This window comes from Megalodesulfovibrio paquesii (assembly GCF_054653055.1).
Map to the genome: position 1 here is coordinate 139,911 of NZ_BAAIGQ010000008.1, position 22,965 is coordinate 162,875.

At 62.7% G+C, this 22,965-nt stretch carries 17 protein-coding genes and 1 tRNA gene; 11 read left to right on the top strand and 7 right to left on the bottom strand.

Features of this window, described 5'->3' with window-relative positions:
- The first annotated feature begins 22 nt into the window (after positions 1–22).
- From tuf to rpoC, 11 genes are all read left to right on the top strand, one after another.
- Positions 23–1,216: an elongation factor Tu gene (gene tuf / locus ACYQ00_RS18920; RefSeq protein ID WP_460031785.1), complete on the top strand. Its 1,194-nt coding sequence runs from the start codon at positions 23–25 to the stop codon at positions 1,214–1,216.
- A 4-nt stretch (positions 1,217–1,220) separates the two neighbouring features.
- On the top strand, positions 1,221–1,370 hold the full coding sequence (gene rpmG, locus ACYQ00_RS18925) for a 50S ribosomal protein L33 (protein WP_021760442.1): 150 nt from the start codon (positions 1,221–1,223) through the stop codon (positions 1,368–1,370).
- 28 nt (positions 1,371–1,398) lie between these two features.
- Positions 1,399–1,474 (top strand) — tRNA-Trp (locus tag ACYQ00_RS18930).
- Positions 1,475–1,619: 145 nt separating this feature from the next.
- Positions 1,620–1,970, top strand: coding sequence for a preprotein translocase subunit SecE (gene secE, locus ACYQ00_RS18935; protein WP_460033625.1), 351 nt, complete (start codon positions 1,620–1,622; stop codon positions 1,968–1,970).
- A 92-nt stretch (positions 1,971–2,062) separates the two neighbouring features.
- Positions 2,063–2,611: a transcription termination/antitermination protein NusG gene (nusG, locus tag ACYQ00_RS18940; RefSeq protein ID WP_460033907.1), complete on the top strand. Its 549-nt coding sequence runs from the start codon at positions 2,063–2,065 to the stop codon at positions 2,609–2,611.
- Between the two features lie 50 nt (positions 2,612–2,661).
- A complete protein-coding gene (gene rplK / locus ACYQ00_RS18945) occupies positions 2,662–3,087 on the top strand; it encodes a 50S ribosomal protein L11 (RefSeq protein ID WP_460033626.1) in 426 nt (141 codons plus the stop codon).
- A gap of 18 nt (positions 3,088–3,105) precedes the next feature.
- Positions 3,106–3,819, top strand: a complete 714-nt coding sequence (rplA, locus tag ACYQ00_RS18950) for a 50S ribosomal protein L1 (RefSeq protein WP_460033627.1) — start codon at positions 3,106–3,108, stop codon at positions 3,817–3,819.
- A gap of 281 nt (positions 3,820–4,100) precedes the next feature.
- Positions 4,101–4,628: a 50S ribosomal protein L10 gene (gene rplJ / locus ACYQ00_RS18955; protein ID WP_460033628.1), complete on the top strand. Its 528-nt coding sequence runs from the start codon at positions 4,101–4,103 to the stop codon at positions 4,626–4,628.
- A 39-nt stretch (positions 4,629–4,667) separates the two neighbouring features.
- Entirely contained in the window at positions 4,668–5,066 is a 399-nt protein-coding gene (gene rplL / locus ACYQ00_RS18960) for a 50S ribosomal protein L7/L12 (protein ID WP_460033629.1), read from the top strand.
- A gap of 437 nt (positions 5,067–5,503) precedes the next feature.
- Entirely contained in the window at positions 5,504–9,634 is a 4,131-nt protein-coding gene (rpoB, locus tag ACYQ00_RS18965; protein ID WP_460033630.1) for a DNA-directed RNA polymerase subunit beta, read from the top strand.
- Between the two features lie 81 nt (positions 9,635–9,715).
- A complete protein-coding gene (gene rpoC / locus ACYQ00_RS18970; protein ID WP_460033631.1) occupies positions 9,716–13,870 on the top strand; it encodes a DNA-directed RNA polymerase subunit beta' in 4,155 nt (1,384 codons plus the stop codon).
- Positions 13,871–14,037: 167 nt separating this feature from the next.
- On the opposite strand, the gene der is transcribed toward rpoC, so the two are convergent.
- The 7 genes from der to ACYQ00_RS19005 all read right to left on the bottom strand — a co-directional run bounded on the left by der (position 14,038) and on the right by ACYQ00_RS19005 (position 22,961).
- Positions 14,038–15,423 (bottom strand): ribosome biogenesis GTPase Der, encoded by a 1,386-nt coding sequence (gene der, locus ACYQ00_RS18975; RefSeq protein WP_460033632.1) that lies wholly within the window; start codon positions 15,421–15,423, stop codon positions 14,038–14,040.
- A 336-nt stretch (positions 15,424–15,759) separates the two neighbouring features.
- Positions 15,760–16,860 (bottom strand): S-methyl-5-thioribose-1-phosphate isomerase, encoded by a 1,101-nt coding sequence (mtnA, locus tag ACYQ00_RS18980; RefSeq protein ID WP_460033633.1) that lies wholly within the window; start codon positions 16,858–16,860, stop codon positions 15,760–15,762.
- Positions 16,861–17,019: 159 nt separating this feature from the next.
- Positions 17,020–18,897 (bottom strand): carbamoyltransferase family protein, encoded by a 1,878-nt coding sequence (locus ACYQ00_RS18985; RefSeq protein ID WP_460033634.1) that lies wholly within the window; start codon positions 18,895–18,897, stop codon positions 17,020–17,022.
- Positions 18,898–18,909: 12 nt separating this feature from the next.
- Positions 18,910–19,059 (bottom strand): DUF5989 family protein, encoded by a 150-nt coding sequence (locus ACYQ00_RS18990; RefSeq protein WP_460033635.1) that lies wholly within the window; start codon positions 19,057–19,059, stop codon positions 18,910–18,912.
- 36 nt (positions 19,060–19,095) lie between these two features.
- On the bottom strand, positions 19,096–19,503 hold the full coding sequence (locus ACYQ00_RS18995) for an SxtJ family membrane protein (RefSeq protein WP_460033636.1): 408 nt from the start codon (positions 19,501–19,503) through the stop codon (positions 19,096–19,098).
- A gap of 37 nt (positions 19,504–19,540) precedes the next feature.
- Positions 19,541–20,989 (bottom strand): Asp-tRNA(Asn)/Glu-tRNA(Gln) amidotransferase subunit GatB, encoded by a 1,449-nt coding sequence (gatB, locus tag ACYQ00_RS19000; RefSeq protein WP_460033637.1) that lies wholly within the window; start codon positions 20,987–20,989, stop codon positions 19,541–19,543.
- A gap of 226 nt (positions 20,990–21,215) precedes the next feature.
- Positions 21,216–22,961, bottom strand: a complete 1,746-nt coding sequence (locus tag ACYQ00_RS19005) for an ARMT1-like domain-containing protein (protein WP_460033638.1) — start codon at positions 22,959–22,961, stop codon at positions 21,216–21,218.
- Positions 22,962–22,965: the final 4 nt, after the last annotated feature.

Genomic DNA, 22,965 nt, shown 5'->3' on the forward strand with positions numbered 1-22,965 from the left:
AAACGCTGCAAGGGGTTATAGCATGGGCAAGGCAAAATTCGAACGGTCCAAGCCGCACGTCAACATCGGCACCATTGGCCACATCGACCACGGCAAGACCACGCTGACGGCCGCCATCACCAAGGTGCTGTCCATGAAGGGCCAGTCCCAGTTCGTGGCCTTCGACCAGATCGACAAGGCGCCTGAGGAAAAGGAACGCGGCATCACCATCGCCACGGCCCACGTGGAGTACGAGACCGCCAAGCGCCACTACGCGCACGTGGACTGCCCCGGCCACGCCGACTACATCAAGAACATGATCACCGGCGCAGCCCAGATGGACGGCGCCATCCTCGTGGTGGCCGCCACGGACGGCCCCATGCCCCAGACCCGTGAGCACATCCTGCTCGCCCGTCAGGTCGGCGTGCCCACGCTGGTGGTGTTCATGAACAAGGTGGACCTGGTTGACGACGCCGAACTGCTGGAACTGGTCGAACTGGAAGTGCGCGAGCTGCTCTCCAAGTACGGCTTCCCCGGCGACGACATCCCGGTCATCCGCGGTTCCGCCCTGGGCGCGCTGCAGTCCGACACCGCCGACGACGCGGCCAACAACTGCATCTACGAACTGATGGACGCCTGCGACAGCTTCATCCCCGAGCCTGTGCGCGACGTGGACAAGCCCTTCCTGATGCCCATCGAAGACGTGTTCTCCATCTCCGGCCGCGGTACCGTGGTGACTGGTCGTGTGGAACGCGGCGTGGTGAAGGTTGGGGAAGAAGTGGAAATCATCGGCATCAAGAACACGGTGAAGACCACCTGCACGGGCGTGGAAATGTTCCGCAAGCTGCTGGATCAGGGCCAGGCCGGCGACAACATCGGCGCGCTGCTCCGCGGCATCAAGCGTGAAGACGTGGAACGCGGTCAGGTGCTCGCCAAGCCGGGCTCCATCACCCCGCACAAGAAGTTCAAGGCCGAAGTGTACGTGCTCTCCAAGGAAGAAGGCGGCCGGCATACGCCCTTCTTCACCGGCTACCGTCCGCAGTTCTACATCCGCACCACGGACGTGACCGGCGTGATCAAGCTGGCTGAGGGCGTGGAAATGGTCATGCCCGGCGACAACGCGACCTTCGAGGTCGAGCTCATCCACCCCATCGCCATGGAAAAAGGCATGCGCTTCGCCATCCGCGAAGGCGGCCGCACCGTGGGCGCCGGCGTGGTGTCCGAGATCATGGAGTAATCTGATGCGCATTAATATCCAGCTTGCCTGCACGGAATGCAAACGCCGCAACTACGCGACGGAAAAGAACAAGAAGAACACCACGGGCCGTCTTGAAGTCAAGAAGTATTGCCCGTGGGACAAAAAGCACACGGTGCATCGCGAAACCAAGTAGTTCATAGTTTCGCGGCGCGTGAAAGCGCAGGGCAGTAGCTCTAATGGTAGAGCGCCGGTCTCCAAAACCGGATGTTGGGGGTTCGAGTCCCTCCTGCCCTGCCATATTTTTTGACAACGCTCCAAGTGAGCGGGTCGGGTGCCCGGGCAGCCATGTGCTGCGGGGCCAGCCAGCAAGAGTGGAGTTGGCGGACAACCAGCGGCCGGCATACTCGCGCTGGCAGCTGAACTGCTGTGAAGGTTGTGTACCATGGCCAATGTGAGCGACACGGATAGCAAGAAGACCACCGGCTCCCAGGGGACCCAAGGCGCTCAGTCTCGTGAGAAGAGCGCCCGCGCGGCGCAGTCTGCCAGCAAGGCTTCTCGTCGTGACGCCGCCAGGAAGGATGTTGAGTCCAGCGGCGGCCTGGGACAGAAGGTGGAGGAGCTCAAGGACTTCTTTGAAGAAGCCAAGGTGGAGCTCAAGAAGGTCACCTGGCCCTCTCGCAAGGAAGCCCAGGCCACCAGCATCGCCGTGTTGATTCTAACTGCGGTGATGGCCGTGTTCCTTGGGCTGACGGACATGACCCTGTCCAAAATTGTGGAGCTAATTCTTTCCTAGGGGGCGCCATGACGGATATCGAGAGCAACCCCCAGGCCAGCCCGGAGCTGCAGGCCCCGTCGGAAGAACCGGCCGTGGCATCCGTGCCTGAGCTGCTGGAGTCCACCGGGCCCAAGGCACGCTGGTACATCCTGCATACGTTTTCCGGATACGAACAGCGCGTGGAAAAGACGCTGCTGGAGATGATGCGCACCGGCCAGGACAAAGGCTACCTCAAAGAAGTGGTGGTGCCTACCGAGCGCGTGGTGGAACTGGTGCAAGGCTCCAAGCGCACCTCCACCCGCAAGTTCTATCCTGGCTATGTGATGGTCAAGATGGTGATGAACGACGAGTCCGCCTACATGGTGCTCAACATCCCCAAGGTCTCGGCGTTCCTGGGCGGCAAGAACAAGCCCAGCCCCATGCACGATCATGAGGCGCAGCGCATCTTGGATATGATGGTCAGCCGGCAGGAGCAGCCCCGGCCGAAGTTTCACTTCGAACGCGGGGATGAAGTGCGCGTTATCGACGGGCCCTTCAACGGCTTCAACGGTGTGGTGGACGATGTCAATTACGACAAGGGCAAGCTGCGGGTGGAAGTGTCCATCTTCGGTCGCCAGACACCGGTGGAGCTGGACTTCGTCCAGGTGACCAAGGGCTAAGGCCCGGGCGCCGGTTTCGTTTCGAGACGGTTCAAGCGAGGCAGAAAGTCATGGCCAAGAAAATTACGGGCAAGGTCAAGTTGCAGCTCCAGGCCGGCAAGGCCAATCCTTCTCCGCCAGTTGGTCCCGCGCTGGGTCAGCATGGTGTGAACATCATGGAGTTCTGCAAGGCCTTCAACGCCAAGACCCAGGACCAGGTCGGCACGATCATTCCGGTGGAAATCACCATCTATGCCGACCGCAGCTTCACCTTCATCACCAAGACGCCTCCGGCCTCGGTGCTGCTCATGAAGGCTGCCAAGAAGGACAAGGGATCCGGCGAGCCCAACCGCAACAAGATCGGCACGCTCACCATGGCGCAGGTGGAAGAGATCGCCAAGCTCAAGATAGTGGACATGACCGCTGCGGACCTTCCCGCCGCCATGAAGACCATCATGGGCACCGCCCGCAGCATGGGCATTGATATCCAAGGCTAGTTTCACAGGAGACCCGTCATGCCCAAACACGGCAAGAATTATCGCAAGGCTGCGGAAGCCATTGATCCCCTGAAGCTCTACGACGTTGAAGAAGGCATGAAGCTCGCCGTGGCGAGCCGCGTGGCCAAGTTCGACGAAACCGTGGACGTGGCCATGAACCTGGGCGTGGATCCGAAGTATTCCGACCAGATGGTTCGCGGCGCTGTGACCATGCCCCATGGCCTTGGCAAGACTGTCCGCGTGGCTGTCTTCTGCAAGGGCGACAAGGTGGCTGAAGCCCGCGACGCCGGCGCCGATGTGGTCGGCGGTGACGACCTGGTCGATAGGGTCAAGGAAGGCTTCCTTGATTTCGACAAGGCCGTGGCCACCCCGGACATGATGGCCAAGGTGGGCCAGATCGGCCGTATCCTCGGCCCCCGCGGCCTGATGCCCAACGCCAAGACCGGCACGGTGACCTTTGACGTGTCCACCGCGGTCAAGGAAATGAAGGCCGGCCGCGTGGAATTCAAGGTGGACAAAGCCGGCGTGCTGCACGCTCCCCTGGGCAAGGTGTCCTTTGGCGCTGAGAAGCTGCTGGACAACCTGAAGGCCCTGGTGGATCAGGTGGTTCGCCTCAAGCCCTCCGCGGCCAAGGGCACGTACCTGCAGAAGGTTGCCCTGGCCACCACCATGGGCCCCGGCGTGAAAGTGGATGCCATGAGCGTTCGCAAGATGCTGGAAGGCGCCAACTAAGACGACCGCTATCATGCCGGGAGGGGAGGGCTTCGGAAACGAAGACTTCTCCTCCCGGCGTTGTTCATATTTCGCACAATGTTGCCGGCGCGCGGCAACAGGACTGTGAAAAGACAAGGATGCCGGCGCAGTGCTGGCTTCCTGTCGAAATGCAGACACGGGGACGAGTCGAAGACAGCAGGCGGGCCGCGAGGTCCTGAAATGTCCTGCCGAGACTTTGGCTCATTTTCTGTGCCTGAGGACTGAATTCCCGGGCGTTCCGGGAACAAGGAGCAGTGACCATGGATAAAAACGCAAAAGCTGCCATCATCGACGCCTTGCGCGTCAAGGCAGGCAAGGCGCAGATCATGGTGGTCACGGACTTCAAGGGCCTCAAGGTGGAGGAAATGACCGACCTCAGGGTGAAGCTCAGAGCGCAACAGATCGAGCTGCAAGTCGTCAAGAACACCCTGGCGCGGATCGCCTTTACCGAAAGCGCATTCAAACCCTTGGGCGATGTGCTCAAGGAGAACTGCGCTGTGGTCATTGGATATGACGACCCCGTGCTGGCCGCCAAGGTCATCACGGACTACGCCAAATCCAACAAGAAGTTCACCATCCGCTACGCCAACCTGCAGGGCAAGCAGATCAGCGAAGAAGGGTTGAAAGACCTTTCCAAGCTGCCGAGCCGGCCCGAGCTCCTGGCTCAGGCTCTGGGGACCATGCGCGCCGTGCCCCAGAACTTCGTGAGCCTGCTGGCCAATGTGCCTCGGTCGTTCTTGAACGTGCTGACCGCCATCAAAGACGAGAAGGAAAAGGCTGCGGCCTAACCCTTCGCGCCTCATTCTTCACCTCCAAGGAGCATTCCCATGTCCGTGACCAAAGAACAAGTTGTTGATTTCATCTCCAACATGACCGTGCTGGAACTGGCTGATTTCATCAAGGAACTCGAAGAAAAGTTCGGCGTGTCCGCCGCTGCCCCCATGGGCGGCATGATGATGATGCCCGGCATGATGGCTGGTGGCGGCGACGCCCCTGCCGAAGAAGTGGAAGAAAAGACCGAATTCGACGTCATCCTGAAGGACGCCGGCGGCAACAAGATTGCCGTCATCAAGGCTGTGCGCGCCCTGACCGGCCTGGGCCTGAAGGAAGCCAAGGACAAGGTGGACGCTGCTCCCCAGCCCATCAAGGAAGCCGTGTCCAAGGAAGATGCCGAAGCCGCCAAGAAGCAGCTGGAAGAAGCCGGCGCCACGGTGGAAGTCAAGTAGCTTCTGTCTCGCACATGCAGCCGGACGCCCTGCCTGTGCAGGGCGTCCGGTCTTTTTTTCATCAAGGACTTGCTTTTTCATGCAGCGCGGGCTAAGAGACTCCGATACGGCGGCCCGCGATGGCGTCCATAACGGCGTCTCCATTGCCAACGTGCCATACGAATGAGCTTTCATTCCAGAAATTTGTTGCTGGCGTGAACGTCAACAACCCGGAGCCCTCCGTACGAGGCGCACGGGTTGCTTTGCGTTGCCCAGCTTTTTTGCATTTTTGGGAAATGCGCCGATAACGGTCCATCTTATCGCCACCGGGCACGGCCTTCCCCCTCGCGCCGCCCGCAGCGCGCCCCTCTCGCCGGTGGGGTTGCAGGCAGAGCAGACAGACAGATGCACGGCGACCGGCCAGGAAGACCGCAGTCAGCACACGCAAAGGATCGACAATGGGTCAGCTCGTCAAGAAATTCGGCAAGATTCACCACTCCCTGCCCATCCCGCACCTCTTGGACCTGCAGGTGGAGTCCTACAGGCAGTTCCTCCAAATCGGCGTGGCGCCGGAAGACCGCAAGCCCGACGTGGGCCTGGAAGCCGTGTTCCGCAGCGTCTTCCCCATTGAGGATTTCAACAAGACGGCCAGCCTGGAGTACGTCGGCTACGAAATTTACGACCCTGAGTATGATGAGGATGAGTGCATTTCCAAGGGCCTGACCTTCGAGGCCCCCATCAAGATCATGGTCCGGCTGGTGGTCTACGACGTGGACGAAGAGACCGGCAACCGCACCATCCGCGACATCAAGGAGCAGCCCATTTATTTCGGCAAGCTGCCCCTGATGACGGACAAGGGCACCTTCATCATCAATGGTACCGAGCGCGTCATCGTCAACCAGCTGCAGCGCTCCCCGGGCATCATCTTCGAGCACGATTCCGGCAAGACCCACTCCAGCCGCCGTGTGCTCTATTCCTGCCGCATCATCCCCATGCGCGGCAGCTGGCTGGACTTTGACTTCGACCACAAGGATATCCTGTACGTCCGCATCGACCGCCGCCGCAAAATGCCCGCCACCATCCTGTTCAAGGCCATGGGCATGACCAAGGCGCAGATCCTGGACTACTTCTACGAAACCGAGTGGTACCGGCTGGATACCGAGCGCGTGCTCTGGGAAGTGCAAAAGCACATGTACCGCAAGGAAGTGCCGGTCAATGACATCACCGATGCCGAGGGCAAGGTGATCGTCGAAGCCGGCAAGCCCCTGACCAAGCGCCACTGGCGGATCTTTGGCGAAAAGGGTGTTGAGGCCGTGCCCCTGGCCCGGGAAACCCTGGAAGGCCTCTTCCTGGCCAAGGACATGGTTCACCCCGAAACGGGCGAGGTCATGGCTGAAGCCGGCGATGACATCACCGTGGATCTGGTCGGCAAGCTGCAGGCTGCCGGCATTGACCGGCTGCCCGCGCTGCACACCCGCGGCACGGATGTGTCGCCCTCCATGCGCGATACCCTGATGCTGGACAAGACCCAGGACATGGAGCAGGCCCAGGTGGAAATCTACCGCCGCCTGCGCCCCAGCTCGCCGCCCACGCCGGAAATCGCCTCGGCCTTTTTCGAGAATCTGTTCCGCAATGCGGACTACTACGACCTCTCCCCCGTGGGCCGCTACAAGCTGAACCAGCGCCTGGGTTTCCCGCAGACCCGCGACGAGCGGACCCTCTCCGACGAGGACATCCTGGCCGCCATCCGTCTGCTCTGCCGCCTGAAGGATTCCCATGGTCCGGCCGACGACATTGACCACCTGGGCAACCGTCGCGTGCGTCCCGTGGGCGAACTGGTGGAAAACCAGTACCGCATCGGTCTGGTGCGCATGGAGCGCGCCATCAAGGAGCGCATGAGCCTGCAGGAAGTGGCCACCCTCATGCCCCACGACCTGATCAACCCCAAGCCCGTGGCGGCAGTGCTCAAGGAGTTCTTCGGCACCTCCCAGCTCTCCCAGTTCATGGACCAGACCAACCCGCTCTCCGAAGTCACGCACAAGCGTCGGCTTTCGGCCCTGGGCCCCGGCGGTCTGACCCGTGAGCGCGCCGGCTTTGAAGTGCGCGACGTGCACGTCTCCCACTATGGCCGTATCTGCCCCATTGAGACGCCGGAAGGTCCGAACATCGGCCTGATCGTCTCTTTGACCACCTACGCCCGCGTGAACGACTTCGGGTTTATCGAGACGCCGTATCGCGTGGTCAAGGAAGGGCAGGTGACCAACGACATCCATTTCCTGGACGCCTCCCGGGAGTACGACGAGGTCATCGCCCAGGCCAACGCCACCCTGAATGCCGAAGGACAGTTCGAATCCGAAGTGCTGACCACCCGCGTCAAGGGCGATGTGCTCATGAGCCCGCGCGAGGAAGTGACCCTGATGGACATCTCGCCCAGCCAGATGGTCTCCATCTCCGCCGCGCTCATCCCCTTCCTGGAGCATGACGACGCCAACCGCGCCCTCATGGGGTCGAACATGCAGCGTCAGGCCGTGCCCCTGCTGCGTCCGGAAGTGCCCCTGGTGGGCACCGGGATGGAAGGCGTGGTGGCCAAGGACTCCGGCTCCTGTCTGCTGGCCGAGGGGGAAGGCGTGGTCCGCCATGCCGATGCCCAGCGCGTCATCGTCAGCTATGAGGGCGACCTGCACAAGCGCACCGGCGGCGTCAAGGCCTACGAACTGCAGAAGTATCACAAGTCCAACCAGAACTCCTGCTTCGGCCAGCGGCCCCTGCTCATCCCCGGCACCAAGGTCAAGCGCGGCGACGTGCTGGCCGACGGCCCCTCCATCCAGCGCGGGGAACTGGCCCTGGGCAAGAACCTGCTCGTGGCCTTCATGCCCTGGTGCGGATACAACTTCGAAGACTCCATCCTGATCTCCGAACGCGTGGTCAAGGAAGACGTCTACACCTCGGTGCACATCGAGGAGTTCGAGGTCGTGGCCCGGGATACCAAGCTCGGACCCGAGGAAGTGACGCGGGATATTCCCAACGTCTCCGAAGACATGCTCCGCAACCTGGACGAAAGCGGCATCATCCGCATTGGCGCCAACGTCAAGCCGGACGATATCCTGGTCGGCAAGATCACCCCCAAGGGCGAAACCCAGCTGACCCCGGAAGAAAAGCTCCTGCGCGCCATCTTCGGCGACAAGGCCCGCGACGTGAAGAACACCTCCCTCAAGGTGCCCCCGGGGATCGAAGGGACGGTCATCGACGTCAAGGTCTTCAACCGTCGCAGCGGCGAGAAGGACGAGCGCACCAAGAACATCGAGGACTGGGAACTGGCGCGCCTGGAACGCATGGAAGGGCAGCACATCACCGCCCTGACCAACAGCCTGCGCGACAAGATCTGGACCATCATCCAGGGCAAGCAGATCGTCACCAACCTCCTGGGCAAGAAAAAGGGCCAGATCCTCGCCGAGGCCGGCCACACCCTGGCCCGGGAAATGCTCGACGACGCCCCGGTCAAGAAGCTGGCCGGGCTCTTCAAGAGCAAGGAAACCAATGACGAAATCCAGACCATGCTGGATGAGTACGACAACCAGCTCGCCTTCATCAATCGCTTCTACGAAGTGAAGAAGGGCCGCGTGACCGAAGGGGACGACCTGCCCCCCGGCGTCATCAAGATGGTCAAGGTCCACATCGCCGTGAAGCGCAAGCTCTCCGTGGGCGACAAGATGGCCGGCCGCCACGGCAACAAGGGCGTTGTGTCCTGCATTCTGCCCATTCAGGACATGCCCTTCTTTGCCGACGGCACCCCCGTGGACATCGTGCTCAACCCCCTGGGCGTGCCTTCGCGTATGAACATCGGCCAGATCATGGAAACCCACCTGGGCTGGGCCGCGCGCGAGCTCGGCGCCCAGCTGGCCGAGATGGCCCAGAAGGCGCAGCAGGAACTGGACCCCCAGGCCCTGCGCAATGAGATCACCCGGGTCTTCAACTCTGCGGAACTCGACGCCATGGTTCGCGAAGTCAGCGATGAGGAACTCCTCGGCATGGCCAGGGACCTGCGCAACGGCATCGTCACCAAGACCCCGGTCTTCGACGGCGCCCATGAAGACGAAATCTGGCAGTGGCTCTCCCTGGCCGGCCTGCCCGACGACGGCAAGAGCGTGCTCTACGACGGCCGCACCGGCGACGAGTTCATGAACCGCGTCACCGTGGGTGTCATGTACATGCTCAAGCTGCACCACCTGGTGGATGAAAAGATTCACGCCCGGTCCACTGGCCCGTACTCCCTGGTGACGCAGCAACCCCTGGGCGGCAAGGCCCAGTTCGGCGGCCAGCGGCTCGGGGAAATGGAAGTCTGGGCCCTGGAAGCCTACGGCGCGGCGCACCTGCTGCAGGAGTTCCTCACCGTCAAGTCCGACGACGTGGCCGGCCGCGTGAAGATGTACGAGAAGATCGTCAAGGGCGAGAACTTCCTGGAAGCCGGCTTGCCCGAGAGCTTCAACGTGTTGGTGAAGGAACTGATGAGCCTGGGCCTGGACGTGACCCTCATCGAGGAAGAACGCAAAAAGGCCAAGCGGGAACCGCAGTTCATCTCCAATAACTAACCGGCGGGTCACGATCCCCGACCGGCAACTAGAGCGAAACCCATCCCACGGCAATCACCTGTCACGCCAGGGAGTCGATACATGAGTCTGGACGATTTGTTCTCCTTCCGCGGCGCCGCCAGCCAGGCGGTGACCAGCCATACCCTGAAGGCCATCAAGATCTCCATCGCCTCGCCGGAGAAGATCCGTGAATGGAGCTTCGGGGAAGTCAAGAAGCCGGAGACCATCAACTACCGCACCTTCAAGCCGGAGCGCGATGGCCTCTTCTGCGCCAAGATCTTCGGCCCCGTGAAAGACTACGAGTGCAACTGCGGCAAATACAAGCGCATGAAGCACCGCGGCATCGTGTGCGAAAAGTGCGGCGTGGAAGTCATCGCCTCCAAGGTCCGCCGCGAACGCATGGGCCACATCGAGCTGGCCGCGCCCGTGGCGCACATCTGGTTCCTCAAGACCCTGCCTTCCAAGATCGGCACCCTGCTCGACATGACCATGGCCGACCTGGAAAAGGTGCTGTACTTCGACTCGTATGTGGTCCTTGATCCCGGTGCGACCACCCTGCAGAAGTACCAGGTCATCACCGAAGAGCAGTACATGCAGGTCCTTGACCACTACGGCGAAGACGCCGTGAAGGTGGGCATGGGCGCCGAGGCCGTGCGCTCGCTCCTCGAAGAGCTGGAGCTGGAAAAGCTGCGCGTGGAACTGCGCGAGGAAAGCCAGACCACCCGCTCCCAGACCAAGAAGAAAAAACTCACCAAGCGCCTGAAGATCCTGGAAGCCTTCCTGGAAAGCGGCAACCGGCCCGAATGGATGATTCTGGAAGTCATTCCGGTCATCCCGCCCGAATTGCGCCCCCTCGTCCCCCTGGACGGCGGCCGGTTCGCCACCTCGGACCTGAACGACCTCTACCGCCGGGTGATCAACCGCAACAACCGCCTCAAGCGGCTCATTGAGCTGGGCGCGCCGGATATCATCATCCGCAACGAAAAGCGCATGCTCCAGGAAGCCGTGGACGCGCTCTTCGACAACGGCCGCCGTGGCCGGGCCATCACCGGCACCAACGGCCGGCCCCTCAAGTCCTTGTCGGACATGATCAAGGGCAAGCAGGGCCGTTTCCGCCAGAACCTGCTCGGCAAGCGCGTGGACTACTCCGGCCGTTCCGTCATCGTGGTGGGCCCCAAGCTCAAGCTGCACCAGTGCGGCCTGCCCAAAAAGATGGCCCTGGAGCTGTTCAAGCCCTTCATCTACGCCAAGCTGGAAGAAAGAGAGCTGGCCTCCACCATCAAATCCGCCAAGCGGATGGTGGAGCGGGAAGAGCTGGTGGTGTGGGATATCCTTGAGGAAGTTGTCCGCGAGTATCCCATCCTGCTGAACCGCGCGCCCACCCTGCACCGTCTGGGCATTCAGGCCTTTGAGCCCACCCTGGTGGAAGGCAAGGCCATCCAGCTGCACCCGCTCGTCTGTTCGGCCTACAACGCTGACTTTGACGGCGACCAGATGGCCGTGCACGTGCCCCTCTCCGTGGAGGCGAACATCGAATGCCGCGTGCTCATGATGAGCACCAACAATATTCTTTCGCCCGCCAACGGCTCCCCGGTTATCGTGCCCTCCCAGGACATCGTCCTCGGACTGTACTACCTGACCGTGGAACGCAGCTTCCAGAAGGGCGAAGGCAAGATCTTCACCGGCCCCTGGGAAGTCATTGCCGCCTATGACGCCAAAACCGTGGACCTGCACGCCCGCATCAAGTGCCGCATCAACGGCGAGCTGCTGGACACCACGGCCGGTCGCGTCATCCTCGGCCAGATGATTCCCGAGCAGGTGCCCTTTGAGCTGGTCAATCAGATCCTCACCAAAAAGAACATCGCCCGCCTGGTGGGCGAGACGTATCGTCGCGCCGGCACCAAGGCCACGGTTATCCTCTGTGACCGGCTGAAGGATACCGGCTACGAGTTCGCCACCCGCGCCGGCGTGACCATCGGCGTGAAGGACCTGCAGATCCCCTCCAAAAAGCCCAAGCTGCTGGAAGACGCCCGCAACGAAGTGGACCAGATCGAGCAGCAGTACCGCGAAGGGATCATCACCAAGACCGAAAAGTACAACAAGGTCGTGGACGTCTGGACCAAGGTCACCAATGCCGTCTCCAAGGAGATGATGGACGAGATCAGCCAGGAATTCCTGACCGATCCCAAGACCGGCAAGACCGAGGCCAACATCAGCTTCAACCCCATCTACATGATGAGCCACTCCGGCTCCCGAGGCAACGCGGACCAGATGCGGCAGCTGGCCGGCATGCGCGGCCTGATGGCCAAGCCCTCCGGCGAAATCATCGAAACGCCCATCACCTCGTCCTTCCGCGAAGGCCTCTCCGTGCTGCAGTACTTCACCTCCACCCACGGCGCACGAAAGGGCCTGGCCGATACGGCGCTCAAAACCGCCAACTCCGGCTACCTGACCCGCCGCCTCGTGGACGTGGTGCAGGACGTGATTATCGGGGAAATCGACTGCGGTACCGTGGACGGCCTGGAAATCGGCCATCTGGTCAAGGGCGGGGACATCAAGGTCCGTCTGTCCGAGCGTATCCTCGGCCGCTCGCTGCTCTTCCCGATCTTCGATCCTGATACCCTGGAAGAACTGCTCCCGGCCAACACGCTCGTGGATGAAGAACTGGCCCAGATGATCGAAGACCGCGGCATCTCCTCGGTCATGGTCCGCTCCACGCTCACCTGCCAGAGCCGCCACGGCGTCTGCGCCCATTGCTACGGCCGCGACCTCGCCCGGGGCGACCTGGTGAACATCGGCGAAACCGTGGGCATCATCGCTGCCCAGTCCATCGGCGAGCCCGGCACGCAGCTGACCATGCGTACCTTCCACATCGGTGGTACGGCCTCCCGCGAAGTCGAACGCTCCTCCATCCAGGCGCAGCATGCCGGCACCGTGGCCATGTCCCGCGTGAAGATGGTCAAGAACGCCGAAGGCAAGTTCCTGGTGCTGGGCAAGAGCGGGCAGATCAGCGTGGTGGACGAGCAGGGCCGCGAACGCGAAAAGTACGTCCTGCCCACGGGCGCCAAGCTGCACGTGCACGCCGGCGACCAGATCCGCAAGGGCCAGATCCTGGCCGAGTGGGACCCCTTCAACGAGCCCTTCGTCTCCGACGTCGATGGCGTGGTCAAGTTCACGGACATCATCGACGGCAAGACCTTCCAGGAAAAGACCGACGAAATCACCAAGATGGCCACCCAGACCATCATCGAATACCGCTCCACCAACTTCAAACCCTCCATTGCCGTGTGCGATGCCTCGGGCACGCCTAAGCCGCGTCCGGATTCGGCCATCCCGGCCGTCTTCACCCTGCCCGTGGGCGCCATCCTGATGGTCCGCGATGGCATGGAGGTCAAGGCTGGCGATATCATCGCCCGTAAGCCCCGCGAAACGTCCAAGACCAAGGATATCGTGGGTGGTCTTCCCCGCGTGGCCGAGCTCTTTGAAGTCCGCAAGCCCAAGGACCTGGCCGTGGTCTCCGAAATCGACGGCATCGTCACCCACGGCACGGAATCCAAGGGCAAGCGCCGCCTGGTGGTCACCCCCGAAGCCGGCGAGCCCAAGGAATACCTCATCCCCAAGGGCAAGCACATCACCGTCCAGGACGGCGACTTCGTGGAAGCCGGCGAACTGCTGACCGAAGGCTACCCCGAACTGCACGACATCCTGAAGATCAAGGGCGAAAAGTTCCTGGCCAACTACCTCGTGGAAGAAATCCAGGACGTGTACCGCTTCCAGGGCGTGAACATCAACGACAAGCACATCGAGGTCATCGTCCGCCAGATGCTGAAGAAGATCAGCATCCTCGAACCGGGCGATACGACCTTCCTGCTTGGCGAACAGGTGGACAAGCACCGCTTCATGGAAGAAAACAACCGCGTGCTGATGGAAGGCAAGAAGCCGGCTCAGGGCGAACCGCTGGTCCTGGGCATCACCCAGGCCTCCCTGACCACGGACAGCTTCATCTCCGCAGCCTCCTTCCAGGAAACCACCAAGGTGCTCACCGAAGCCGCCCTGCTGGCCAAGGAAGACCCCCTGCGCGGCCTGAAGGAAAACGTCATCGTCGGCCGCCTCATCCCGGCCGGCACGGGCTACCGCAAGTACGTGGACGCGGAAATCGCCGTCCCCGACCAGCCCGAACGCCCCGACAAGTTCCTCGAAGAGCTGGAAGACAATCCCCTGCTCATCGACGGATAAACAAAGAAAAGGCAGGAGAGCGGGGGAACTGAGTTCCCCCGCGCCCCCTCCAAATAGTTGAAGGGCCGCTGGGACTGACATGGTCAGTCCCAGCGGCCCTTCCAAATGCGGGGTCCGGGGGGAGCTTCCCCCCGGCGGGGTGCGGGGCGGCGCCCCGCTTCAGGGCGTCACTTTTTATCTTTCTTCGTATGGCTGGCCCGGTAGAGCACGCGCATGGGGGCGTGGGGCAGGCCGAGTCGGGCGCGGAGCTGGTTTTCCAGGTATTTGGCGTAGCTGGGCTTGACGCGGTCCGGGTCGTTGACGAAGAAGACGAAGGTTGGCGGTCGGACGTCAGCCTGGGTCAGGTAGTAGAACTTGGCCCGCACGCGCTTGACCACGGGCGGCTGGTGCCTGGTCAGGGCCTCGGTCATGGACTTGTTGAGCAGGGAAGTGGCCACGCGCTGGCCGCATTCCTCCCACAGCGATTCGGCGGCCGGGAGGATGGCGTTCAGGTTCTTGCCCTTGGCCGCGGAGACCCAGAGGACCGGCACATGCGGCACCAGGGAGAGTTCTTCCTTGATGGAGCGCTTCACGGCCTGGGTCGCGTCGTTTTCGGGCAGGTCCATCTTGTTCACCAGGACGATGAAGGGCAGTTTTTCTTCGTCCAGGAAGCTGATGAGTTTCTTGTCCTGACGGGAGACGCCTTCCACCACATCCAGCACCAGCAGGATCACGTCGGCCTTGCGGGCCGAGAGCAGGGCGGCGGAGACGCTGAAGCGCTCCACGCTGTCCGTGATCTTGGTCCGACGGCGCACGCCGGCCGTATCGACAAAGAGATACTGCTTGCCGCCGCGCTCCACGCGCACGTCCACACTGTCCCGGGTGGTGCCGGCGATGTCGCTGACAATCATCCGCTCCTCGCCGGCCAGGGCGTTCACCAGGGAGGACTTGCCGGCGTTGGGCTTGCCGAGCATGGCGATCTTGAGCACTTTGTCCCGCGGCTCGGCGTCCTGAGTGGTCTTTTCCGTGGGCAGCAGCTCGCCGATGCGGTCCAGAATTTCCTGGATGCGTCGCCCGTGCGCGGCGGATACGGGCTGCAACTCCAGGCCGGTGGCATAGAATTCGGGCAGCAGGGAGTGCTCCTGCTCGCCACCATCCACCTTGTTGACCACGGCCAGGAGCGGCTTGTTCTGGGCGCGCAGGTACTCGGCCAGCCGTTCATCCAGGGGGGAGAGGCCTTCGCGGCCATCCACCACCAGAAGGAGCACATCGGCCTCGCGCACGGCGGCCTGGGCCTGGGCCAGCACTTCGCGCTCAAAGCCCTGCAGGCCCTTGGGCACGTCCGGAGAGGCCGCGCCGGCCTCGTCCAGGTGCACGCCGCCGGTGTCCACCAGCAGGAAGGTCGGCAGCCCCTGGCGGCGGACCAGGCCATCCATGCGGTCGCGGGTCACGCCGGGGCGGTCATGGGTGATGGCCCGGCGGCGACCGGTCAGGGCGTTGAACAGGGTGGACTTGCCCACATTGGGCCGGCCAATGAGCGCCACCACTGGCAGGGAAGAATCGACAACCGGCATGGCTGCTCCGAAGGGAAGAGGATGAGGAGACCCGTAACAATAACCCGAAGGAATACCTTTCCAATAAAAGAGGCTGCCGACCAGAAAGGCCGGTTCCCGTTCCTACGGTGTTGTTGAAGATACAGGCACCGGACGATGGTTGGCAAGGATGCAGGAGGGCGAAGGCCGTGTGCAATACAGCCTTCCACGCGATGCTATAGCGCGATTCCGGCGCCTGCACAATGCCTGAGGATGGCGTGCCAAGGGCAATAATGCCAGTTGCATCGGCAGCATACCCCAGGCCGCAGGCCATGGGGAGGGGGGCCCATTCGCCAGAAAAGGCCCCCTGTCTGATTCTTATTCCGCGTCTTCCACAAATCCCGCGGCATCGCGGGCAGCTTCGGCAAAAACGCGGTTGATGGAGTCAGTGTATGGCGCAGTGAGCACGCCGCGTTCGGTCACAATGCCGGCAATGAGTTCGGCCGGGGTGGGATCGAAGGCGTAGTTGAACACCGGCACGCCGTCGGGGCAGATCTGCACCTCACCCACGTGGGTCACTTCGCGCGGGGTGCGGTCTTCGATGGGCACATGGTCGCCGGTGGGGGTGGCCCGGTCGATGGTGGAGAGCGGGGCGGCCACGTAGAAGGGGATGCCGTGCTGCCTGGCCAGCACGGCCACGCCATAGGTGCCGATCTTGTTCACGGCGTCGCCGTTGGCGGCGATGCGGTCCGCGCCCACCACCACGGCGTCCACCATGCCGCGACGCATGAGCAGGCCGCAGGCATTGTCGCAGGCGATGGTCACGGGGATGTTGTCGCGGTGCAGTTCCCAGGCCGTCAGGCGCGCGCCCTGGAGAAAGGGCCGGGTCTCATTGGCGATGACCTTGATGGTCTTGCCCTGGTCAATGGCTCCGCGGATGACGCCCAGGGCGGTGCCGTAGCCAGCCGTGGCCAGGGCGCCGGCGTTGCAGTGGGTCATGACGGTGTCGCCATCCTGCAGCAGCGCGCCGCCAAAGCGGCCGATGGCCTGGCAGCAGGCGAGGTCCTCGGCATGCAGGGCCTGGCCCATTTCCAGCCACAGGGCGGCCAGGGCGTCCAGCTCCAGGTCGGGATTTTTGTCCCAGGCAGCCACGGATCGCTCCACGGCCCAGGCCAGATTCACGGCCGTGGGGCGGGCGTTTTTGAGGGTGTGGAGCTTGTCCCGCAGGGTCTGCCGCCAATTGCCCTGACCGGCACCCTGGCCGCCGGGCTCCCGGGCCACTTCCAGGGCGATGAGGTGGCAGCCATAAGCGGCGGTGACGCCAATGGCCGGCGCGCCGCGGACGACCATGGTCTGCAGGGCGTAGACCAGTTCTTCCAGGGTCCGGCAGTCGAACCATTCCTCATGGCAGGGCAGGCGGCGCTGGTCCAGCAGCACCAGCACCTGCCGGGCGGCGTCGTATTGAATATGCTCGGTCATACAGTCTCCTGGGCAGGTCGAAAAATTGCGTGGCGATACGCTCGGCTGACGAATTGTTTCATTTGCATGCCGCAGGACACGTCACGATTTTGCGACACCATGCGCCAATCAAGGGGGTTCGGGGGGAATTATTCCCCCCGGTGCCTTCGTAGATATGTTTTAATCCAGCTCGTACTCGTTGCGCCAGTCGCCGGCGTCCTTGAATTCAGGCTGCTCGGATTTGGCGAAGAGGAAGTCGCCCAGGACGAGGTAGTCCATCTCCGTGCGCATGAAGCAGCGGTAGGCGTCTTCAGGCGTGCAGACGATGGGCTCGCCGCGCACGTTGAAGCTGGTATTCACCACCAGCCCGCAGCCGGTGCGCTTTTTGAAGGCGCTGATCACGGCGTGGTAGCGGGGGTTGGTGTCCTTGTGCACGGTCTGGATGCGGGCAGAGTAGTCCACATGGGTGATGGCCGGGATGTCCGAGCGCTGGTGGTAGAGCCGTTCGTACATTTCCAGGCTGGCAAAGTGCTCGGGCACGGGTTGGCGATGGTGTTCGCGCACCGGAGCCACCACGAGCATGTAGGGCGAGTCTTCGCCGTCGAGCTGGAAGTACTCGTCGGCGTCCTCGGCCAGCACGGAGGGGGCGAAGGGGCGGAAGCCTTCGCGGTATTTGATTTTCAGGTTGAGCTTTTTCTGCGTTTCCGGATCCCGGGGGTCGCCCAGGATGGAACGGTTGCCCAGGGCGCGTGGACCCCATTCCATGCGGCCCTGGAACCAGCCCACGGCCGCGCCGTCGGCGAGCTTTTCGGCCACGGTATCGCAGAGGGAGTCGAAGCAGGAGAAGCGCTGGTGCGGGGCGCTGTGCCGCCGGACGGTGCGCATGATCTCGGCCTCGCCGTACACCGGGCCAAGGTAGGAGCCTTCCATCATGTCCCGCGGGCGGGGGCCGGTCTGTTCCGGCACGGTGCGGGGCTGATCAAAGCTGATGTAATGCGCCGCCAGGGCCGCGCCCAGGGCCCCGCCGGCATCGCCGGCAGCGGGCTGGATCCAGACGTGGTCGAAGATCTTCTCGCGGATGAGCTTGCCGTTGGCCACGCAGTTCAGGGCCACGCCGCCGGCCATGACGAGGTTGGCCTTGCCGGTCAGCTGCCGGGCAGCCCTGGCCATCTGCAGGACGATGTCTTCCGTGACCATCTGAATGGCCAGGGCCATGTCCATGTATGGCTGGGTGATGTCCGACTCGGCCTCGCGCCGCGGCACACCGAAGAGGCGTTCCCAGGCGCGGTCGTGGCACATGGTCATGCCGGTGGCGAAGTTGAAGTACTCCATGTTCAGGAGCAGGGAGCCGTCTTCGCGCACGTCGATGAGTTCGTCCAGGATCTGCTGCTTCCACTTCAGGGTACGCTCGGCCTCGGGGTTGCCGTAGGGCGCCAGACCCATGAGCTTGTACTCGCCGGAATTCACCTTGAAGCCGGTGTAGTAGGTGAAGGCAGAGTAGAGCAGGCCCAGGGAATGAGGGAAGTCCAGCTGCCGGTGCAGGGTGATGCGGTTGCCCTCGCCCGAGGCGATGGTGGTGGTGGCCCATTCGCCCACGCCGTCAATGGTCAGTACGGCGGCGTCCTCAAAGGGGGAGGGGTAGAAGGCGCTGGCCACGTGGGAGAGGTGATGCTCGGGGAAGAGGAACCGCGGACGGCCGGGGCCGATGGCCTCCAGCTCGTCCCGCAGGGTTTTCTTCATGAAGAGCTTTTCCTTGATCCACACGGGCATGGACATGACGAAGCTGGCAATGCCGCGGGGGGCGTAGGCGTGGTACGTCTCCAGCAGGCGCTCGAACTTCAGGTATGGCTTGTCGTAAAAGGCCACAGCCTTGAGGTCGCCGGGGGTGAGGCCGGCTTCTTCGAGCACATACTTCACGGCGTTGACCGGGAAGCGTTCGTCATGCTTTTTGCGGGTAAACCGTTCCTCGTGGGCGGCGGCGATGATCTGGCCATCCAGCAGCAGCGCGGCGGCGCTGTCGTGATAGAAGGCGGAGATGCCGAGAATGGCGTCGGCCATGCGTGGCTCCGGCTAGAAGATGGTGTAGATGAAGGGGGCCACGGAGGTGCCGGCAGTCATCACGACAAGCACGCCGAAGAGCAGCAGCGTCACGATGAGGGGCAAGAGCCAGAACTTTTTGCGGACCTTCATGAAGGCCCAGAGGTCTTTGATGAAATCCATGTGCTTGTCACTCCTTAAAAAATCGGGGCGGGGCGGCTAGAACAGGTGTTCCAGGTCTTCGGGGCCCAGGGTCTTGTCGATGGCCCGGTAGACGGAGCCGTCGCCTTTTTTCCATTGTTTCTTCTTCATGGGGTCCGCGCCGGTCAGGCCGCGAAGGATGGCAATGGGCGTGACCACGATGAAGAAGATGATGGCCAGAATCACCTTGGACATCACCCGGCCCATGAGTTCGGAAATGCCCAGCCACAGCGCGGCAAAAGGCAGGAAGATGGTGGGCCGGATCATCAGCAGCAGGGTCACGGCCAGGGTGGGCAGCATGAGAAACTCGTGCTTGCCCAGGAACATGACCAACAGCAGGATGAAGATGAGGGCCAGCCCGCTGTTCAGGCAGTCCGTGGTGCTGTGGCCCAGGTGAAAGGCAGGTTTTTTGGAAGACGAAGCCATGCGGCGTCCTTTTGATGGCAGTTGGGCGTGCGGTGGATCAGGCGTTCAGGTGTTTGGCCAGCAGTTCGTTGACCAGGGCCGGGTTGGCCTGGCCCTTGGTCCGGCGCATGACCTGGCCCACAAAAAAGCCCATCAGTTTGGTCTTGCCGGCCTTGTAGTCGGCCAGTTCCTTGGGGTTGGCTGCAATGACGGCCAGAATCTCGCCTTCCAGGGCTGAAGAGTCGGAGATTTGCACCAAGCCCTTGGCCTCGATGTGGGCCTTGGGGGAGGCGCCCTGGGCGAAGATTTCGGGGAAGATCTGCTTGCCGATCTTGCCGCTGATGGTCCCGGCTTCCACACAGTCCACCAGCTCGGCCAGCTGGGCCGGGCTGAAGGGCGAGGCGCAGGCCGTGACACCGGCGGCATTCAGTTCGCGCACCAGCTCACCCATGATCCAGTTGGCCAGCTTCTTGGCAGCCTCGGGCTTGGCCGGGCCGTACGCGGCGAGGGCGGCTTCCAGATAGTCGGCCAGATGTTTGTCCGCGGTGAGCATGTCCGCATCGGCCGGGGGCAGGCCCAGCTCGGACACAAAACGCTGCCTCCGGGCGCGGGGCAGTTCGGGCAGGTCGGTTTTCCAGGCGTCCACCCAGGCCTGCTCCAGCTGCACGCGGGCCAGATCCGGGTCCGGGAAGTAGCGGTAGTCGTGGGCTTCTTCCTTGCCGCGCATGGAGAAGGTGGCGTTTTTGTCCGCGTCGTAGAGGCGGGTCTCCTGGATGACCTTGTCGCCGTCGTCAAGCACGTCCTGCTGGCGTTCGATTTCATAATCGATGGCCCGCTGGACGTTGCGGAAGGAGTTCAGGTTTTTCAGCTCGGTGCGGGTGCCCAGGGTGGTGGAGCCCACGGGCCTGAGGGAGATGTTCGCATCGCAGCGGAAGGAGCCTTCTTCCATGTTGCCGTCGCACACGCCCAGGTAGACGAGGATGGCGTGCAGGGCCTTGAGGTAGGCCGTGGCTTCCTCGGCGGAATGCATGGCCGGCTCGGAAACGATTTCGATGAGCGGCACGCCGGCGCGGTTCAGGTCCACGTAGCTTTTGTGCTCGTGGGCGGCGTGGATGGACTTGCCGGCGTCCTCTTCCATGTGGATGCGCGTGAGCGGCACCACCCGGCTGCCCTGGGAGGTTTCTATCTCCACACCGCCGCCCAGGCACAGGGGTTCCTCGTACTGGGAGATCTGATAGGCCTTGGGCAGGTCCGGGTAGAAGTAGTTCTTGCGGGCAAAGATGGACTGCAGGTTGATGGTGCAGCCCAGGGCCAGCCCGGCCTTGACGGCGTATTCCACGGCCTTTTTGTTCAGCACCGGGAGCACGCCGGGCATGCCGCAGCACACCTCGCAGACGTGGCGGTTGGGCTCGGCGCCAAAGGCCGTGGGACAACTGCAGAACAATTTTGACTTCGTCGAGAGCTGGGCGTGCACTTCCAGCCCGATGACGGCTTCGTATGCTGCCATGTGGTGATCTGGTGGGGTAGTGGCGTTAAGGATGGACGCGCCCGATACGATGCATATCTGCACCCTGGACGCATCCCAGACGCAATCCAAGCGCTGCCCGGACTCCGCTTGCCAACGATCTACCCGGCGGAAGAAGCGGCGTCAAGAGGTTCTCCAGACAGCACGGGTTGCTTAACGCTTCTGAACACAATCTGGCACAATGCGCACATGGCGCCTCCGCAATGGTCTATCGCGCCACGATGCCGGCGTCGTGATACAGGCCCACGCCGTATTCCTGGCGGCGGAAGAAGTGGTCCGGCGGCGGGCTGATGATCTGCAGTTCCGGATGCAGGCGCTGCATGTCCAGGGCAATGCGCATCTCCTTGGTGCAGCCGGTGGAGAAGGTGGCGTCCTTGCCGATCCAGGCTGCGGGCATGGGTTCGCCCAGAAGCTCGAAGCTCTTTTCCACGTCCGCAACGGTCTGGAAGCGCCAGACTTCCAGGAGCCCGGAGCGCTGCACCAGCTCCCACATGAACATCAGGTCGTCGCCATCCAGGCCGGGCTCGAAATGCTCTGCCGGGTTGATGATAAAGGCCCCGGTCTGGCTGTTGCGCAGATGATTCACAAATGCCGACACCACGCGGATGGCCATCTGGGTCTGCCCGGGGATGGAGCCGATGATGGCCGAGTAGAACATGGGCCGCCTGCCCCGGCTCTTGGCCTCGCGCATGCTTTGGATGATCTGTTCCGCCTTGGCCCGCAGCCCGCCTTCCGTGTGTTTGTGCACATGGGCCGGCTGCTTGCGAACGTGCAGATGAAAGCCATCCGCATCGCGATGAAAGCAGCAGATGGTCCGGGTGAACTGGTGGCCGGTCTGGATCAGCCGGCGCAGGTGCGGTTCCCCTTTGGCGATGATCACGTCCGCCTCCTTCCAGGCCCGGGCGAAGGTGACGGAGGTGCGGTACAGGTTGCAGCGCTCCTGAGAACCATCCCCGATGATGACGAACTGATTTTCGCGCAGGGTCTTCAGCAGGGCGTTCTTGCTCAGGCGGTTGTCCGGGATGCAATGCGCCCCGGCCAGGGCCTTGCCCAGCACGGGGTCGCGGTCCACGTCCCAGATGGTTGGCGTCTGGAAGTAAAATCCGCTCTTAAGGGCCAGGATCACCTTGTGCCCCAGCCGCAGCAGGCAGTTGATGATGCGGATATCAAAGAGGATTCCGCCCGAGGCATTGGGCAGGTACAGGATCTTTTGCGGGGCCTCGTGCCCGGGGCCGAAGATGTCCGTGAGCCGCTCAAAGGCGCTGCAGGGCTGGGTCAGCAGTTCGCGGGCCTGCTCCAGGCTGGGGGGCTCTTCCTGCCAGAGATCCGCCCAGGAGGAGAGCATGAACAGCCGCTGCAGCTCCAGCAGATCCAGCTCCCAGCGCAGGTCTTTGATGCGCGCGCAGGCCAGGTGCTCGGTGGGGCAGGCGTAGAGCAGGGACTCCAGCTGCGGGCTGTCCAGAAAGGCCTGGGCCCGGCGGTTGTACTCCTGTTTGCGCTCCAGATACGGGTCATCCATGCCGGTGATGCTGGCGAAGATGTTCTGCAGCCGCTTCATCAGCCGGGAGGGAATGAGGATGTGGTGATGCAGGGCGCTCTGAAACTGCTGCCGGGCAAACTGAAAGACCAGGCGGCGGGTGTAGGCGTCCTTGATGTGCGCATGTCCCAGGCGGACCAGCACCCGCCAGCAGGTCAGGTAGCCGCGCAACAGCCCGGGGGAAAGCGCCGGGGCCATCAGGTCGCTGAACAGTTCATCCGAGCAGGGGATGAAGGGTTGATCCTCCTGCAGATCCACCATGAACCGCAACTGCTCCGGCGAGGCGTTGGTGTGCGGATTAATGAGATATTCCAGATTGTTCTGCGTAAAGAAATGCAGCAGCCAGGCATCCACGTAGGGGTCTTCGCCACGGCGCAGCTGGGTCATGTTTTCAATGGGCGGCAGCTTGTAGGACATGCAC